This window comes from Kosakonia sp. Marseille-Q7440 (genome assembly GCF_965119485.1).
The window spans coordinates 393,129-408,634 of the sequence record NZ_CBCPLT010000002.1 but is presented as its reverse complement, the minus strand read 5'-3'; the positions used below and the strand labels follow the sequence as shown (position 1 = coordinate 408,634).

The 15,506-nt window shown below is 59.3% G+C and carries 15 protein-coding genes; 11 read left to right on the top strand and 4 right to left on the bottom strand.

The window, feature by feature from the left end; translation table 11 throughout:
- Positions 1-46: 46 nt before the first annotated feature.
- Positions 47-799: a 16S rRNA (guanine(1516)-N(2))-methyltransferase RsmJ gene (gene rsmJ, locus ACWPW2_RS15750; RefSeq protein ID WP_054802668.1), complete on the bottom strand. Its 753-nt coding sequence runs from the start codon at positions 797-799 to the stop codon at positions 47-49.
- Between the two features lie 3 nt (positions 800-802).
- Positions 803-2,845, bottom strand: a complete 2,043-nt coding sequence (gene prlC / locus ACWPW2_RS15745; protein ID WP_454124061.1) for an oligopeptidase A — start codon at positions 2,843-2,845, stop codon at positions 803-805.
- Positions 2,846-3,025: 180 nt separating this feature from the next.
- On the opposite strand from prlC, the gene ACWPW2_RS15740 reads away from it, so the two are divergent.
- The 9 genes from ACWPW2_RS15740 to pqqF all read left to right on the top strand — a co-directional run bounded on the left by ACWPW2_RS15740 (position 3,026) and on the right by pqqF (position 11,831).
- On the top strand, positions 3,026-3,868 hold the full coding sequence (locus tag ACWPW2_RS15740; protein WP_454124059.1) for a 23S rRNA (adenine(2030)-N(6))-methyltransferase RlmJ: 843 nt from the start codon (positions 3,026-3,028) through the stop codon (positions 3,866-3,868).
- An 84-nt stretch (positions 3,869-3,952) separates the two neighbouring features.
- Complete coding sequence (gorA, locus tag ACWPW2_RS15735; protein WP_454124057.1) at positions 3,953-5,305, top strand: glutathione-disulfide reductase; 1,353 nt, start codon at positions 3,953-3,955, stop codon at positions 5,303-5,305.
- Positions 5,306-5,357: 52 nt separating this feature from the next.
- Positions 5,358-6,401, top strand: coding sequence for a dipeptidase (locus ACWPW2_RS15730; protein WP_454124055.1), 1,044 nt, complete (start codon positions 5,358-5,360; stop codon positions 6,399-6,401).
- A gap of 40 nt (positions 6,402-6,441) precedes the next feature.
- Positions 6,442-6,513: a pyrroloquinoline quinone precursor peptide PqqA gene (gene pqqA, locus ACWPW2_RS15725; protein ID WP_071789594.1), complete on the top strand. Its 72-nt coding sequence runs from the start codon at positions 6,442-6,444 to the stop codon at positions 6,511-6,513.
- A gap of 55 nt (positions 6,514-6,568) precedes the next feature.
- Positions 6,569-7,480 carry a pyrroloquinoline quinone biosynthesis protein PqqB gene (gene pqqB / locus ACWPW2_RS15720; RefSeq protein WP_454124053.1) on the top strand — a complete coding sequence of 304 codons (912 nt, stop codon included), beginning with the start codon at positions 6,569-6,571 and terminating at the stop codon, positions 7,478-7,480.
- A gap of 8 nt (positions 7,481-7,488) precedes the next feature.
- Entirely contained in the window at positions 7,489-8,244 is a 756-nt protein-coding gene (pqqC, locus tag ACWPW2_RS15715) for a pyrroloquinoline-quinone synthase PqqC (protein ID WP_076769366.1), read from the top strand.
- Positions 8,244-8,522 (top strand): pyrroloquinoline quinone biosynthesis peptide chaperone PqqD, encoded by a 279-nt coding sequence (gene pqqD / locus ACWPW2_RS15710; RefSeq protein ID WP_454124050.1) that lies wholly within the window; start codon positions 8,244-8,246, stop codon positions 8,520-8,522. The genes pqqC and pqqD overlap by 1 nt, the downstream gene beginning before the upstream one ends.
- Positions 8,515-9,648, top strand: coding sequence for a pyrroloquinoline quinone biosynthesis protein PqqE (gene pqqE / locus ACWPW2_RS15705; RefSeq protein WP_094422491.1), 1,134 nt, complete (start codon positions 8,515-8,517; stop codon positions 9,646-9,648). Before pqqD ends, pqqE begins: the two co-directional genes overlap by 8 nt.
- A gap of 2 nt (positions 9,649-9,650) precedes the next feature.
- Positions 9,651-11,831 carry a pyrroloquinoline quinone biosynthesis protein PqqF gene (gene pqqF / locus ACWPW2_RS15700; RefSeq protein WP_454124048.1) on the top strand — a complete coding sequence of 727 codons (2,181 nt, stop codon included), beginning with the start codon at positions 9,651-9,653 and terminating at the stop codon, positions 11,829-11,831.
- A gap of 81 nt (positions 11,832-11,912) precedes the next feature.
- Here the strand turns inward: pqqF and dinQ are convergent, their stop codons facing one another.
- Entirely contained in the window at positions 11,913-11,999 is an 87-nt protein-coding gene (dinQ, locus tag ACWPW2_RS15695) for a damage-inducible type I toxin DinQ (RefSeq protein WP_312118660.1), read from the bottom strand.
- A gap of 436 nt (positions 12,000-12,435) precedes the next feature.
- A complete protein-coding gene (locus ACWPW2_RS15690) occupies positions 12,436-13,329 on the bottom strand; it encodes a LysR family transcriptional regulator (protein WP_023482113.1) in 894 nt (297 codons plus the stop codon).
- Positions 13,330-13,460: 131 nt separating this feature from the next.
- Between ACWPW2_RS15690 and aguB the strand changes: the two genes are divergently transcribed.
- Positions 13,461-14,348, top strand: a complete 888-nt coding sequence (aguB, locus tag ACWPW2_RS15685) for an N-carbamoylputrescine amidase (protein WP_094422496.1) — start codon at positions 13,461-13,463, stop codon at positions 14,346-14,348.
- On the top strand, positions 14,348-15,430 hold the full coding sequence (gene aguA / locus ACWPW2_RS15680) for an agmatine deiminase (RefSeq protein ID WP_454124045.1): 1,083 nt from the start codon (positions 14,348-14,350) through the stop codon (positions 15,428-15,430). Before aguB ends, aguA begins: the two co-directional genes overlap by 1 nt.
- Positions 15,431-15,506 lie beyond the last annotated feature (76 nt).

Here is a 15,506-nt window from a genome sequence, read left to right as displayed (position 1 = left end):
CAGTAGCCTGAATACCGCCCGGTGCGCGCAACGCCACCGGGCTTTTTTATTCCCCGGAGCCGGGGTAGATATCGAACCGGTGGCTTTTGGTCACCACCGCAGATTGCGTAGCGACACCTGCCAGCGGTGGCGCATAGTCGGGCCGCTTTACCACCACGCGTTTAATCGCTAACTGACGCGCAGGCTCCAGTAAGCCATCGGCATCAAGATCCGGGCCAACCAGCGACTGAAAGACCCGCATCTCCTTTTTCACCAGTGCGCTCTTCTGCTTATGCGGAAACATCGGATCGAGATAAACCACCTGCGGGCGCGGCGTAATATCCGCCAGCCCGGAAAGGCTTGAGGCGTGAATAAGCGTTAACCGGTCGCGTAGCCACGGGCCGACTTCCGCATCTGCATAGCCGCGCTGCAGACCATCCTCCAGCAGAGCGGCAACCACCGGGTTGCGCTCCAGCATGCGCACCCGGCAGCCAACGGAGGCGAGCACAAAGGCGTCGCGCCCGAGCCCGGCAGTCGCATCCACTACTTCCGGCAGATAGCTGCCTTTAATGCCGACCGCTTTCGCCACCGCTTCGCCGCGACCGCCACCAAACTTGCGCCGGTGTGCCATCGCGCCTGCGACAAAATCGACAAAGATACCGCCGAGTTTCGGCTCATCGCGTTTGCGCAGCTCAAGGTGAGTCGGAGTGCGAACCAGCGCCATCAGGTTGTCGTCATCCGGCTCCAGCCCAAAGCGGGCGATAAGATCGGATAAGGCACCGTCTCCGGTGCCTGTTTCATCCACTAAGCAGATCTTCAAGTGTTAGCCTTCGATACCATAATGCTCAAGCATCGCATCAATCTGCGGCTCACGCCCGCGGAAGCGTTTGAACAGCTCCATTGGCTCTTCTGAACCGCCACGCGTCAGGATGTTATCGAGGAACGACTGCCCGGTTTCACGGTTGAAAATCCCCTCTTCCTCAAAGCGGGAGTAAGCATCGGCTGCCAGCACATCGGCCCACAGGTAGCTGTAGTAACCCGCTGCGTAACCGCCTGCGAAGATGTGGCTGAAGGCGTGCGGGAAACGGCCCCACGACGGCCCAGGCATCACCGCTACCTGGCGTTTGATCTCAGCCAGAGTTTCGAGGATTTTCGCCCCCTCTTGCGGGTTAAATTCCGCATGCAGACGGAAGTCGAACAGGCCGAACTCCAGCTGGCGCAGGATAAACATCGCCGCCTGGTAGTTTTTCGCCGCCAGCATTTTATCCAGCAACTCCTGCGGCAGCGGCTCGCCAGTCTCAAAGTGACCGGAGATAAACGCCAGCGCTTCCGGCTCCCAGCACCAGTTCTCCATAAACTGGCTCGGCAGCTCGACCGCATCCCACGGCACCCCGCTGATGCCCGCAACGCCTGCGGTTTCAACCCGCGTCAGCATATGGTGCAGGCCGTGACCAAACTCATGGAACAGAGTGATCACTTCATCATGGGTGAAGAGCGCCGGTTTGCCGCTCACCGGGCGGTTAAAGTTACAGGTGAGATAGGCGACCGGTTTTTGCAGCGTGCCGTCGGCGCGGCGCATCTGGCCGACGCAATCATCCATCCACGCCCCGCCGCGTTTGTGCTCGCGGGCATAGAGATCGAGGTAGAAGCTGCCGCGCAGCTCGTTGTTTTCGTCATACAGTTCGAAGAAGCGCACTTCCGGGTGCCAGACATCAACATCGGTACGCTCTTTGGCGGTAATGCCGTAAATGCGTTTTACCACTTCGAACAGGCCGTTAACGGCGCGGTTTTCCGGGAAGTAAGGGCGCAGTTGCTCATCGCTGATGCTGTAGAGGTGCTGCTTCTGTTTTTCGCTGTAGTAGGCGATATCCCACGGTTGCAGATCGTCGACGCCAAACTCCGCTTTCGCAAAAGCACGCAGCTGCGCCAGCTCTTTTTCGCCCTGCGGGCGCGCGCGTTTCGCCAGATCGGTTAAGAACTCCAGCACCTGCGCCGGGTTTTCTGCCATTTTGGTCGCCAGCGATTTATCCGCATAGCTCTCAAAGCCAAGCAGCTGCGCCAGTTCGTGACGCAGGGCAAGGATCTCTGCCATCACCGGGCTGTTATCCCATTTACCGGCGTTCGGCCCCTGCTCGGAGGCGCGGGTGCTGTACGCGCGGTACATCTCTTCGCGCAGCGCCTGGTTATCGCAGTAGGTCATCACCGGCAGGTAGCTCGGAATATCGAGGGTTAACAGATAGCCCTCTTGCTCTTTGGCTTCTGCCTGCGCTTTCGCCGCCGCTAAGGCGCTTTCCGGCATGCCGGAGAGTTCAGATTCGTCAGTAACCAGCTTGCTCCAGCCCATGGTGGCGTCGAGCACATTGTTGCTATAGAGGTTGCCCAGCTCAGAGAGGCGCGCGGCGATTTCGCCATAGCGTTTCTGCGTCTCTTTCGGCAGGCCAATACCCGACAGTTTGAAGTCACGCAGGGCGTTATCGACCGATTTTTTCTCGGCAACGCTCAGTTCAGCGTAGTGGTCGCCGTCGCGCAGATCGCGATAGGCGTTATAGAGCCCTTCATGCTGGCCGACCCAAGTGCTGTACTCAGAGAGCAGCGGCAGGGTCTGTTCGTAAGCTTCACGCAGTTCCGGGCTGTTTTTCACGGAATTCAGGTGGCTGACGGGAGAGAAGAGACGACCCAGGCGGTCATCGACTTCCGCCAGCGGCTGGCAAAGATTGGCCCAGGTATAGGGGCCACCCTGCGCGACAACGCTCTCAACCGCGTTTCGGCAGTCGTCCAGCGCTTTCGTTACCGCAGGGACAACGTGTTCAGGACGAATGTGGGAAAACGGCGGTAACTCGAAAGGCGTCAAAAGGGGGTTGGTCATATGCGCAGTCCTGTTGAAAAGGGTGTTTGATTAGCATGGGGCTAACTTCTGGAGATTTCAATGCCGGAGGGTGCGCTTAAGCCGGGTATCGCTGCAATAAGCGGAGGGTTGAGCGGTAATCCGCCGCGATCTGCGATAGACTGTGCGAAATCTCGTTTAATTTCTGGAATCTCCAACGCTATGCTCAGTTATCGCCACAGCTTCCACGCGGGCAACCACGCCGACGTCCTCAAACACACCGTTCAGAGCCTGATCATCGAAGCGCTGAAAGAAAAAGAGAAACCGTTTCTCTATCTCGACACCCACGCCGGCGCGGGGCGTTATCAGCTCTCCGGCGAGCATGCGGAGCGCACCGGTGAATATATGGAAGGGATTGCGCGCATCTGGCAGCAGGACGATCTGCCCGCCGAGCTGGAACCTTACATGAATGTGGTGCGTCACTTTAACCGTGGCGAGCAGCTGCGTTACTACCCAGGTTCACCGCTGATTGCGCGCCAGCTGCTGCGCGAGCAGGATAGCCTGATGCTGACCGAGCTGCACCCGAGCGACTTCCCGCTGCTGCGCCAGGAGTTCCAGAAAGACGAACGCACTCGCATAGCGCGCGCCGACGGCTATCAGCAATTAAAAGCCAAACTGCCGCCGGTCTCCCGTCGTGGTCTGATCCTGATTGACCCGCCGTATGAGATCAAAACCGACTATCAGGCAGTGGTAAGCGGTATCAGCGAAGGCCACAAACGTTTCGCCACCGGTGTTTACGCCCTGTGGTATCCGGTAGTGATGCGCCAGCAGATCAAACGCATGCTGCGCGATCTGGAAGCGACCGGCATTCGCAACATCCTGCAAATCGAGCTGGGCGTGCGCCCGGACAGCGACCAGCGCGGCATGACCGCCTCCGGCATGATCGTAATTAACCCGCCGTGGAAACTGGAAGCACAAATGAACAGCGTGCTGCCGTGGCTGCACAAAAAACTGGTCCCGGCCGGTACAGGCCATACGCTGATAAACCAGGTAGTACCCGAGTAATCGCAGCCATCGGTGGCACATTACGCCCGGCGCGTTACAATCGCGCCACGACTGTCGACTTCGTTCAGGATTAAGGAAACGACCATGAGCAAACATTATGACTACCTCGCCATCGGTGGCGGCAGCGGCGGTATCGCCTCGATCAACCGTGCCGCCATGTATGGTCAAAAATGCGCGCTGATCGAAGCTAAAGAGCTGGGCGGCACCTGCGTTAACGTCGGCTGCGTGCCGAAAAAGGTGATGTGGCATGCGGCGCAGATCGCCGAAGCGATCCATCTCTACGGCCCGGATTACGGTTTCGACACCACGGTGAATCACTTCGACTGGGGCAAACTGGTCGCCAGCCGCAGCGCTTACATTGACCGTATTCACACCTCTTATGACAACGTGCTGGGCAAAAATAACGTGGATGTGATCCGCGGCTTTGCGCGCTTTGTCGATGCTAAAACCGTGGAAGTGAACGGCGAGACGATCACCGCCGACCATATCCTGATCGCCACCGGCGGTCGTCCGAGCCACCCGTCGATTCCCGGCGCGGAATATGGCATTGATTCCGACGGCTTCTTCGCCCTGCCCGCGCTGCCAAAACGCGTTGCGGTGGTGGGCGCAGGCTATATCGCCGTTGAACTGGCGGGCGTAATCAACGGTCTCGGCGCTGAAACGCACCTCTTTGTGCGTAAACACGCGCCGCTGCGCAGCTTCGACCCGATGATCTCCGAGACGCTGGTGGAAGTGATGGCGGCAGAAGGCCCGAACCTGCACACCCACGCCGTGCCGACTGCGGTGGTGAAAAACGGCGACGGCAGCCTGACGATTACGCTGGAAGATGGCCGTTCGCAGACCGTCGACTGCCTGATCTGGGCGATTGGCCGCGAACCGGAAACCGATAACTTCAACCTTGCCGCCACCGGTGTGAAAACCAACGACAAGGGCTATATCGAAGTGGATAAGTTCCAGAACACCAGCGTTCCCGGCATCTACGCTGTGGGGGATAACACCGGCGCGGTTGAACTGACGCCGGTTGCCGTGGCGGCTGGTCGCCGCCTCTCCGAGCGCCTGTTTAACAACAAGCCGGACGAGCATCTGGACTACAGCAATATTCCGACCGTGGTCTTCAGCCACCCGCCAATCGGCACCGTCGGCTTAACCGAACCGCAGGCGCGCGAGCAGTATGGCGACGACCAGGTGAAGGTCTATAAATCCTCCTTTACCGCGATGTATACCGCCGTCACCTCTCACCGCCAGCCGTGCCGCATGAAGCTGGTCTGCGTTGGGCCAGAGGAGAAGATTGTCGGTATTCACGGCATTGGCTCCGGAATGGATGAGATGTTGCAGGGCTTCGCCGTGGCGCTGAAGATGGGCGCGACCAAGAAGGACTTCGACAACACTGTCGCCATCCACCCGACGGCGGCGGAAGAGTTCGTCACCATGCGTTAATGCTCCACGCAAACTGGCCCCCACGGCCAGTTTGTTTTTACACAAGGTCTCAATGATGGCAGCGCAATTTCCGGTGTTTGATGGTCATAACGATCTGCTGCTGCGGTTGTGGATGGAGCAGCCAAACACCTCTGTCGAACAGGTTTTCAGCGGCCTTAACGGCGGCCATCTCGATTTTCCCCGTATGCAGCGCGCCGGTTTTGCCGGCGGGCTGTTCGCCGTCTTTGTGCCTCCCGCGCGTTATATCGCAGAGATGCGCGGCATCACGCCCGATGCGGCGCAGGCGCTGCACGATCCGCTCCAGATCACCCACCAGCAGATCGATCTCTTCTACCGCATGGTCGACGCTTCAGAGGGCAGAATGCGCGTCTGCCACAGCGCGCAGGAGATTGCGCAGTGCCTGCAAGATGGCACTATCGCGCTGGTACTGCATATTGAAGGTGCCGACGCGCTCAACGCAGAGTTAGAGCCGCTTGATGCGCTGGTCGCTCGTGGCGTGCGCAGTATTGGGCCGTTCTGGAACCTGCCGAATGTGTTTGGCGAAGGGGTAAACGGCCGCTTTCCCGGTTCGCCGGATACCGGGCCAGGCCTGAGCAAGGCGGGCAAACGGCTTATCCACGCCTGCAACCAACGGCGAATTCTGATCGACCTCTCGCATATGAATGAACGGGCGTTCTGGGACACCGCTGCCCTCAGCACTGCGCCGTTAGTCGCCAGCCACTCCAATGCTCACGCCCTCTGTCCGCAGCCGCGCAACCTCACCGATGCTCAGCTGGAGGCGATTGCCGCCAGCGACGGGCTGGTGGGCGTTAACTTCGGTACCGCCTTCCTGCGCGAAGACGGCAAGCGCGACCCCCGCACCCCTTTACACAAAATTTTCCAACACATCGACTATCTGCTTACTAAACTTGGTGAGGATCGTGTAGCATTCGGCTCCGACTTTGACGGCATCGACCTGCCGGAAGAGTTGGGCGATGTCACGGGGCTACCGCGACTCATGGCCCTGCTGACATCGTCTGGCATCAGCCAGCCGCTGGCAGAGAAACTTGCCTGGCGCAACTGGCTACGAGTTCTGAATATGACCTGGGGTAACTGAATCACGCGGGTTACCTCCTCTCATCCCAAGGAGTTACGCTATGTGGACTAAACCAACGTTCGTGGATCTGCGCTTAGGTCTGGAAGTCACTCTCTATATTTCCAACCGCTAAACGCGCCCGCCCGCCTTGCTGCGGGCTTCCTCTTTTTGCTTACCGGTTTACACAGATGCTGATTACTGTTTTAGGTTCCGCAGCGGGCGGCGGCTTTCCCCAATGGAACTGCAACTGCCCGAACTGCGCGGGAGTGCGTAACGGCACAATGCAAACCTCAGCGCGCACGCAATCGTCGATTGCGATAAGCGATGACGGCAAAAACTGGGTGTTGTGCAACGCCTCGCCCGATATCAGCCAGCAATTACGCGCCACGCCTGCGCTGAACAGACCCGAAAAGCTGCGCGGTACCGCCATTGGCGCGATTATCCTGACCGACAGCCAGATTGATCACAGCGCGGGGCTACTAAGCCTGCGCGAAGGGTGCCCACATCAGGTGTGGTGCACGCCGGAAGTGCATGAAGATCTCAGCACCGGCTTTCCCGTCTTCCCGATGCTCAGCCACTGGAACGGCGGGCTGCAACATCACCCTGTTGAGCCGCTGACGCGCTTCCAGGTGGCGGTTTGCCCGCAGTTGCACTTTACCGCTATCCCGCTGCTGAGCAATGCGCCGCCCTACTCGCCTTACCGCGATCGCCCGCTACCCGGGCACAACGTGGCGCTGTTTATTGAAGACAGCAACAGCGGGCAGAGCCTGCTTTACGCGCCGGGTCTTGGCGAGCCAGATGAGACGATTATGCCGTGGTTGCAGCGCGCCGACTGCCTGCTGATCGACGGCACGCTGTGGCGTGATAACGAGCTGAGCGCCACCGGCGTGGGCGGCCACAGTGGCAAAGCGATGGGTCACCTGGCGTTAGCCGAAGAGCAGGGTCTCACATCCCTGCTCGCGACGCTGCCCGCCCGTCGCAAGATTTTAATTCATATTAACAATACCAACCCGATCCTGAATGAAGCCTCCCCGGAACGAAAAAGCCTTGAGCAACAGGGGATTGAAGTGAGCTGGGACGGGATGGTTATCGCGCTATAAGAGGTTTCATGAGTGAAGCAATATGCCTGACGCCCGAGGAGTTTGAGGCCGCATTACGAGCGAAGGGTCAGTACTATCATATTCATCACCCTTATCACATCGCGATGCATAACGGTGAAGCCACGCGGGAGCAGATCCAGGGCTGGGTCGCCAACCGCTTCTACTACCAGACCAGCATTCCGCTGAAAGACGCGGCGATCATGGCCAACTGCCCACATCCGGAAGTGCGCCGCCAGTGGGTGCAACGCATTCTCGATCACGATGGCGAGGGGGAAAGCGAAGGCGGTATCGAAGCGTGGCTGCGTCTTGGCGAAGCGGTGGGGTTAACCCGCGAAAGCCTGCTCTCGGAAGAGCGGGTGCTGCCGGGCGTGCGTTTTGCGGTGGATGCTTACGTTAACTTTGCCCGCCGCGCCTGCTGGCAGGAGGCGGCATGCAGTTCGCTGACCGAACTCTTCGCGCCGCAGATCCACCAGTCGCGCCTCGACAGCTGGCCGCAGCACTACACGTGGATTGAACCGCAGGGGTATGACTACTTCCGCAGCCGTCTCGGCCAGGCGCGACGCGATGTCGAGCACGGTTTATCGCTGGCGCTGGAGTGGTGCGACACCGCTGAGAAACAGCAGCGGATGCTCGACATCCTGCAATTTAAACTCGACATCCTCTGGAGCATGCTCGATGCGATGACCATGGCCTATAGCCTTCATCGCGCGCCCTATCACACCGTCACCGCAGACGCGGTGTGGCACACAAGGAGACTGGTGTAATGCACATTCAGGCACATCACATTCCCGCCTTCCGCCGGGGCTACCGTTTGCAGTGGGAAGCCGCGCAAGATTGCCATGTGATCCTCTACCCGGAAGGGATGGCGAAGCTTAACGACAGCGCAACGGCGATTCTCTCGGAAGTCGATGGTATTAAAAGCGTGGGCGAGATTATCGCTACGCTGGAGGCGCGTTTTCCCGACGCCGAAGAGCTCGCCGCTGACGTGCTCGATTTCCTGACGCAGGCCTATGCGCAGAAGTGGGTGATTTTCCGTGAGTGAGGCCGCCAAAAGCGTCAATCCGCCGCTCTGGCTGCTGGCGGAGCTGACCTATCGCTGCCCGCTACAGTGCCCCTACTGCTCCAACCCGCTCGACTTCTCGACCCAGGAGCAGGAGTTGACCACGGCGCAGTGGATTGAGGTATTTCGCCAGGCGCGGGCGATGGGCAGCGTGCAGCTTGGCTTTTCCGGCGGCGAACCGCTGCTGCGCAAAGATTTGCCGGAGCTGATTGCCGCCGCGCGCGGGATGGGGTTTTACACCAATCTGATCACCTCGGGCATTGGCCTGAGCGAGAAGAAGCTGCACACCTTTGCCGATGCCGGGCTGGATCATATCCAGATCAGCTTCCAGGCCAGCGATCCTGAACTGAATGCCGCGCTGGCGGGCAACGAAAAAGCCTTTCACCAGAAGCTGGCGATGGCGAAAGCGGTCAAAGCGCTCGGCTACCCGATGGTGCTGAACTTCGTCCTGCACCGGCACAATATCGACCAGATCGACCGGATTATCGCGCTGGCGTTACAGCTGGAAGCCGATGACGTTGAACTGGCGACCTGTCAGTTTTACGGCTGGGCACAGCTTAACCGTGAAGGGCTGCTGCCGAGCCGCGAGCAGATTGCCCGCGCCGAAGCGGTGGTCAGCGACTACCGGGCGAAGATGGCGGAAAGCGGCAATCTGACCAACTTACTGTTTGTCACCCCGGACTACTATGAAGAGCGCCCGAAGGGCTGCATGGGCGGCTGGGGAGCGATCTTCTTAAGCGTGACCCCGGAAGGCACCGCGCTACCGTGCCACAGCGCGCGCCAGTTGCCGGTGAAATTCCCCTCGGTGCTGGAACACTCGCTGGAGCACATCTGGTATGACTCCTTCGGCTTTAACCGCTATCGCGGCAACGACTGGATGCCGGAGCCGTGCCGCTCCTGCCCGGAGAAGGAGCAGGACTTTGGTGGCTGCCGCTGCCAGGCCTATATGCTGACCGGCGATGCGGCGAATGCCGACCCGGTATGCAGCAAATCGCCGCATCACGGCACCATTCTCGCGGCACGCGAAGAGGCCAACCATAGCCGCATCGGCGTGCATGAACTGCGTTTTCGCAACCGCGTTAACTCGCAACTGATCGTCAAAGGCTAACCATGCAGACCCGACAGCTCCACCTCGACAATGGTTTGCACGTCACACTGGTGCATCAACCCGACGCGCGCCAGGCGGCAGCGCTGTGGTGCGTCGACGCCGGCAGCCTGCAAGAGCCGCAGGCCTGGCCGGGGCTGGCGCATCTGCTGGAGCATATGCTGTTTCGCGGCAGCCTCGGTTTTCCGCAGGCGCAGCGCTTAATCAGCTGGGTACCGTCGCAGGGCGGGCGGCTTAATGCCTCAACCCGCCTGGCGCAGACAGCCTACTTTTTTGAAGTGCCTGCTGACCTGCTGGAGCCGGGGCTGTTACGCCTTACCGATATGCTGGTGACACCGCAGCTTAATGAGAGCGAGATCCTCGCCGAAGCCTCGGTGATCGACGCAGAGTATCGCCTGTTGCAGCACGATGCGGAAAAACGCCGTGAAGCCGCCCTGCTAAAGATGCTGGATGGCGATGGTCAGCTGGCGCGTTTTCGCATCGGCAACCACGCAAGCTTTGGCGACGAAGCCGCCCCGCTTCAGCAGGCGTTGCAGGCTTTCCACCAGCAGCACTATCACGCCGGGAATCTGCGCCTCTTTTTACAGGGGCCGCAGACGCTGGAGAATCTCGAAGCGCTGGCGCGCTGTAGCGCCGCGCCGCCTCCCTCTGCCAGAGAGGCCGATGCGGTAATGCCGCTCACCCTCGAACGGGGAGATTGCGCGCTGCATCAGCCGCGCGAAACCATGCTGGTGCTGAGCTTTACCCCTCCTGCCGCCGCCAGCGGCGCGCTGCGTCTGCTGGAAACCCTGCTGCTGGACGAAACCGCGGGCGGGCTGATGGATATCTGGCGTCAGCGCAACCTGGTGACGGCCATCAACTTGCAGGCCGATTGCCTGAATGGCGAACCCCTCTGGCTGCGGTTCACCTTTACGCTGCGCGATGAGAGCGTCAGCGCCGCGCAGGTCGAGTCCCTCTTCTTCCGCTGGCTTGACGCCGTCAGCGCCCTGAGCGAGGCGCAGTGTCAGGCGCTTTGCCGCTTTACGCAACACGCTTTTATGCAGCTCGCGCCGCTTGAAGCGCTGCGCGCGCGCGCCATTGGCCTGCTACCGCCCGATCCCGACGGCTGGCCTGCCTTGCTGGCCGCCCTTACCCCGGCAAACGCCAGCCGGTTATGGGCCTCGCCTGAGGTGCGCGGAGAAACCGTTGAGAGCCAGGGCTTTACCCTGACGCTGGCTCCTTTCGTCCCGCAAGCGGCACCTGATGAGCCGGTCTCTTTTACCCCCTTCCCGACACCTGCGCCGCTGCATGCGCCTGCGCTCCCTTCAGCCTCTGCGCCGCTGGCGTGGCAACCGGCTGCGGGCGACGCTTCGCTGCGGCTGCGACCACAACCTGCCACGGCATTTAGTGATGAAACCGGCTGGTGGCTGGCATCGCGCCTGCGGCCGCTTAGTGCATGGGCCGCGCGGCAGGGCGGCGTGTTGACCGTGCAGCGTGAGCAAGGGATCTGGCAGCTTCACCTCTGCGGAGAGGCGCTGCTGATGCAGTCCCTGCTGGCGGAAATTAACCAGATTTTACACCGCGAGGATGCTAACGCCGGAGTCCAGGCGCGCCTTGCGCTGGCGCAGGAGACCGCCCGCGAGATGCAGGGCAGCGCCGTGCGCCGCTTACTGGCGCAGCTGCCGCGCGAACTGATAACTTCTGTCTCACAGCCAACTCAGCAGGTCTGGCAAGCCCATCTGACGGGCGGCGACGAGGCGCTGCATCAGGCGCTCTCCCGCCTGTTAAGCGCCTTTCTCTTTCCTGTTGAGACCGAAACCGATGCGCCGCCGCTTATCGCGGCCGGGAAACACTTCATGCTGGATACGCATGAGGAGGACAACGCGCTGCTGCTGTTCCTGCCAGTTGAAGAGGATATTGAAGAGATGCAGGCGCTTATCCAGCGCTATCAGCCGCTCTTCTTCCACCAGATGCGTGTCGAGCGCAGCCTCGGGTATGTGGCTCAGTGCCAGTGGTATTACTGCGCGGATCGCCAGGGTGTGCTGGTGGTGATGCAGTCGCCCACTCACTCCCCGGACGCGCTACGCGAAGAGGCGCAAGGGTTCTTTGTGCAGCAGGCCAGCGCAGCACCCGGCCAGCAAGCCGCGTGGCTGGCGCAGCAGATGCCGAATGCCTGGCGCGGTACGAGTGGGAAAGCCACGAGATAATCAGATAAAGAACAAAAGATGTTATGCCGCAATATTAAAGGGCAGGAAGTGGTTAGCTTCCTGCCCTTATTTACGTTTCCGTTAACTGTTCATTAACTGAAGCAGGTAACGGATCAGTTCCAGCAACGCTATTAACGCGCCAAGAACGATGATTGCTTTATCAATCACCCGTTTTCTCCAATTGATGGAGCCAGAACGCCACTGCTTACTCCTGAACTGCCTGTCACAGTGGTTTATCTTAATGTTAGTTAAAGACAGTCCCACTCCGGCCAGAGCACCAAATACGGCACCACCCGTATATTTGGTCAGGACTTAAAATACGTTAACAAGAGCCCCAGAGAGAGCTGTCATAAAACTAACGCACGGATTATAGCGATGCTTTTATTTCCACACGATAGCTAATGACTTAAGATTGCAGATAAAATTTGCCTGCCTTATACTGCACCTGTTAGTTAAAGACAGTCCCATTCCGGACAGAGCAACATTCGCTACCGGAAGATAAAAAAACCGACCTCACCAGTCGGTTTTTTTATGCCTTCGAAACGCAGAGTAAATGCATGTTTACTCTCTTTAATAACGCTTTCTCTTCAACCACATACAGCAACTATATCCGCACCGTTTTTAATTCATCGATCAGCCACTGCACGGCGGGCTGGTAGTCATAGAGGCGGTGCGAGAGCAGCAGTAAATCGTACGACGGCGCGCCTTCCGGCAGCGTCATGATGCGCAGCGGCAACATCTTTGCCAGCTCCTGGGCAATACGAAACGGAACGCACATTAAATACCCCGATGCCACGGCGACACGGCCGCCAACGGCGTAGCTTTGCACTACCGTCGCCAGCGGGCGGTAGAGGTGCTGCGATAAGAGCCAGTTGTCGATATGGTCCGCGCCGGAGCTGACGGCGGGCAGGTGGATTTGCGCCTCGCTGACCAGATGGCGCATCGTCAGCTGCTCCGGCAGATCGCTGCGCTCAAGCGAGGCGATGGCGACAAAGTGATCGGAGATAAGCCGGTGCTTATTAAAGTAGTGCGGAATGTGCTGCACATTTTCGACGCCGATAAACGCATCTAGTTGCCCGTTCTCTACACGTTCGACCTTGATCGTCTCCGAAAGAATATCCACCGAGAGCCGCACATTCGGCGCGATGGTTTTAAAGCGCGCGGTGAGCACCGGCATAAACATAAATTCGAAGTAGTCGACCGCACCGATATAGAAGGTATGCGCATCACGCGCCGGATCGAAGTGGCTTGGCCCGCGCGTGGCGGTATCGAGTTTGCTCAGCGCGCTCTCAATCACCGGGATCATCCGCGCCGCATAGGGCGTCGGCTCCATGCCGCTATGGGTGCGAATAAACATCTCATCTTTCAGCTGTTCGCGCAGGCGGTTCAGCGCGTGGCTAAAGGCCGACTGGGACAAATTCGCCTTCTGCGCCGCGCGGGTGACGTTTTTCTCTTTCGCCAGAATCGGGATAAGGCGCAGCAAATTCAGATCGACCACAATTATGCATCCTGTTCATGTTTTCATGATAACAATACATTTTATTCATAACGCAGATCGTTGCTATAGTTTGCGCCACAATAAGTGCTGAAATTTTGCACTAACCGAACCGAGACCTACGGGAGATGTTTATGAGAAATGTAACTGTCGCCGCCACCCAAATGGCATGCACCTGGGATCTGGAGAAAAACGTACAGAACGCCGAGCGTCTGGTACGTGAAGCTCACCGCCAGGGCGCGCAGGTGATCCTGATTCAGGAGCTGTTCGCCGCGCCTTACTTCTGCATCGATCAGAGCCCGGAGCACTATGCGCTGGCGCAGGAAGTGGACAACAGCCCGCTGATTAAACATTTCTCTGCCCTGGCAAAAGAGCTGGAAGTGGTGCTGCCGCTGAGCCTGTTCGAGAAGAGCAACAACGCCTACTACAACTCGCTGGTGATGATTGATGCCGACGGCAGCGTGCTCGACACCTACCGTAAAACGCACATCCCGAACGGCCCGGCGTACCAGGAAAAACAGTTCTTCATCCCGGGTGATACCGGCTTCAAAGTGTGGAACACCCGCTATGCGAAAATCGGCGTCGGCATCTGCTGGGATCAGTGGTTCCCGGAAACGGCTCGCTGCCTGGCCCTGCAGGGCGCGGAACTGATTTTCTACCCGACCGCTATCGGTTCAGAACCGGCTTACCCGGATATCGACAGCCAGCCGCACTGGACCCGCGTCCAGCAGGGCCACGCTGCCGCAAACGTTGTACCGGTGATCGCCTCTAACCGTATCGGTACTGAAGCCAGCAAATATATTGAAGGCCTGGAAATGACCTTCTACGGCTCCTCTTTTATTGCCGATCAGACCGGTGAGCTGGTTGAGCAGGCAAACAAAACCAGCGAAGCCGTGCTGGTTCACACGTTCGATCTCGATGCGATTGCCGCACAGCGCGCCTCCTGGGGCCTGTTCCGCGACCGTCGTCCGAACATGTACACCGCGCTGGCAACCTCTGATGGCAGCGTGAGGAGCAAGTAATGTCGCAGCTGACCATGCCGGTAAAAGACGGATTCAGCATGCCCGCCGAGTGGGCGCCACATCAGGCCGTGTGGATGATTTGGCCCTACCGTACGGATAACTGGCGTGCCGACGCCGCGCCCGCGCAGCAGGCTTTCTCTGCGGTGGCAAAAGCGATCTCCCGTACTACGCCGGTCATTATGGGCGTGCCGGCAGCGGAAATGGCGAAAGCGCGGGCAGTAATGCCCGCCGACGTCACGCTGGTGGAGATGGAGAGCGACGACGCCTGGATGCGCGATACCGGCCCGACGGTCGTGACTAACGCTGCGGGCGAAAAACGCGGTATTAGCTGGACATTTAACGCATGGGGCGGCCTTAACGGCGGTCTCTACGCCAGCTGGGATCGCGATCAGTTAGTGGCTGAGCAGGTAGCAAACTACCATCAGATGCCGTGCTACCACACGGACCTGGTGCTGGAAGGCGGCTCGATTCACGTTGATGGCGAAGGCACCCTGCTGACCACCGCAGAGTGTCTGCTCAACGCCAACCGCAACCCGAACCTGAGCAAAGCGCAGATCGAACAGCAGCTGCGTGACTACCTTGGCGTAACGCAGATCATCTGGCTGCCGGACGGCGTGTTTAACGATGAGACCGACGGTCATATCGATAACATGTGTTGCTTTGTGCGCCCGGGCGAAGTTGCCCTGCACTGGACCGATGATGAAAACGATCCGCAGTACGCCCGCTCCATGGCGGCGCTTGAAGTGCTGCAAAGCGTGGAAGATGCGCAGGGTCGTCGCCTGAAAGTGTGGAAAGTGCCCTCTCCGCAGCCGCTTTACGCCAGCGCGGAAGAGACGTGCGATGTTGAGAAAGGCACGGCGATTGAGCGTCACGAAGGCAACCGCCTGGCGGGCTCCTACGTCAACTATCTGGTCAGCAACCAGCAGATCATTTTCCCGCTGCTGGACCCGGCGACCGATGGCGCGGCGCAGGCGCTGTTTACTGAGATGTTTCCGGATTTCATTATCACCGGCGTGCCGGCTCGCGAGATCCTACTCGGCGGCGGTAACATCCACTGCATCACGCAGCAAATCCCCCGCTAATCCCCTTCCCGGCGGCCTGTGTCGCCGGGAGTTTTCACTCTTTCTCTCGCGCCGTATGGCGGGTATTCCAACATTG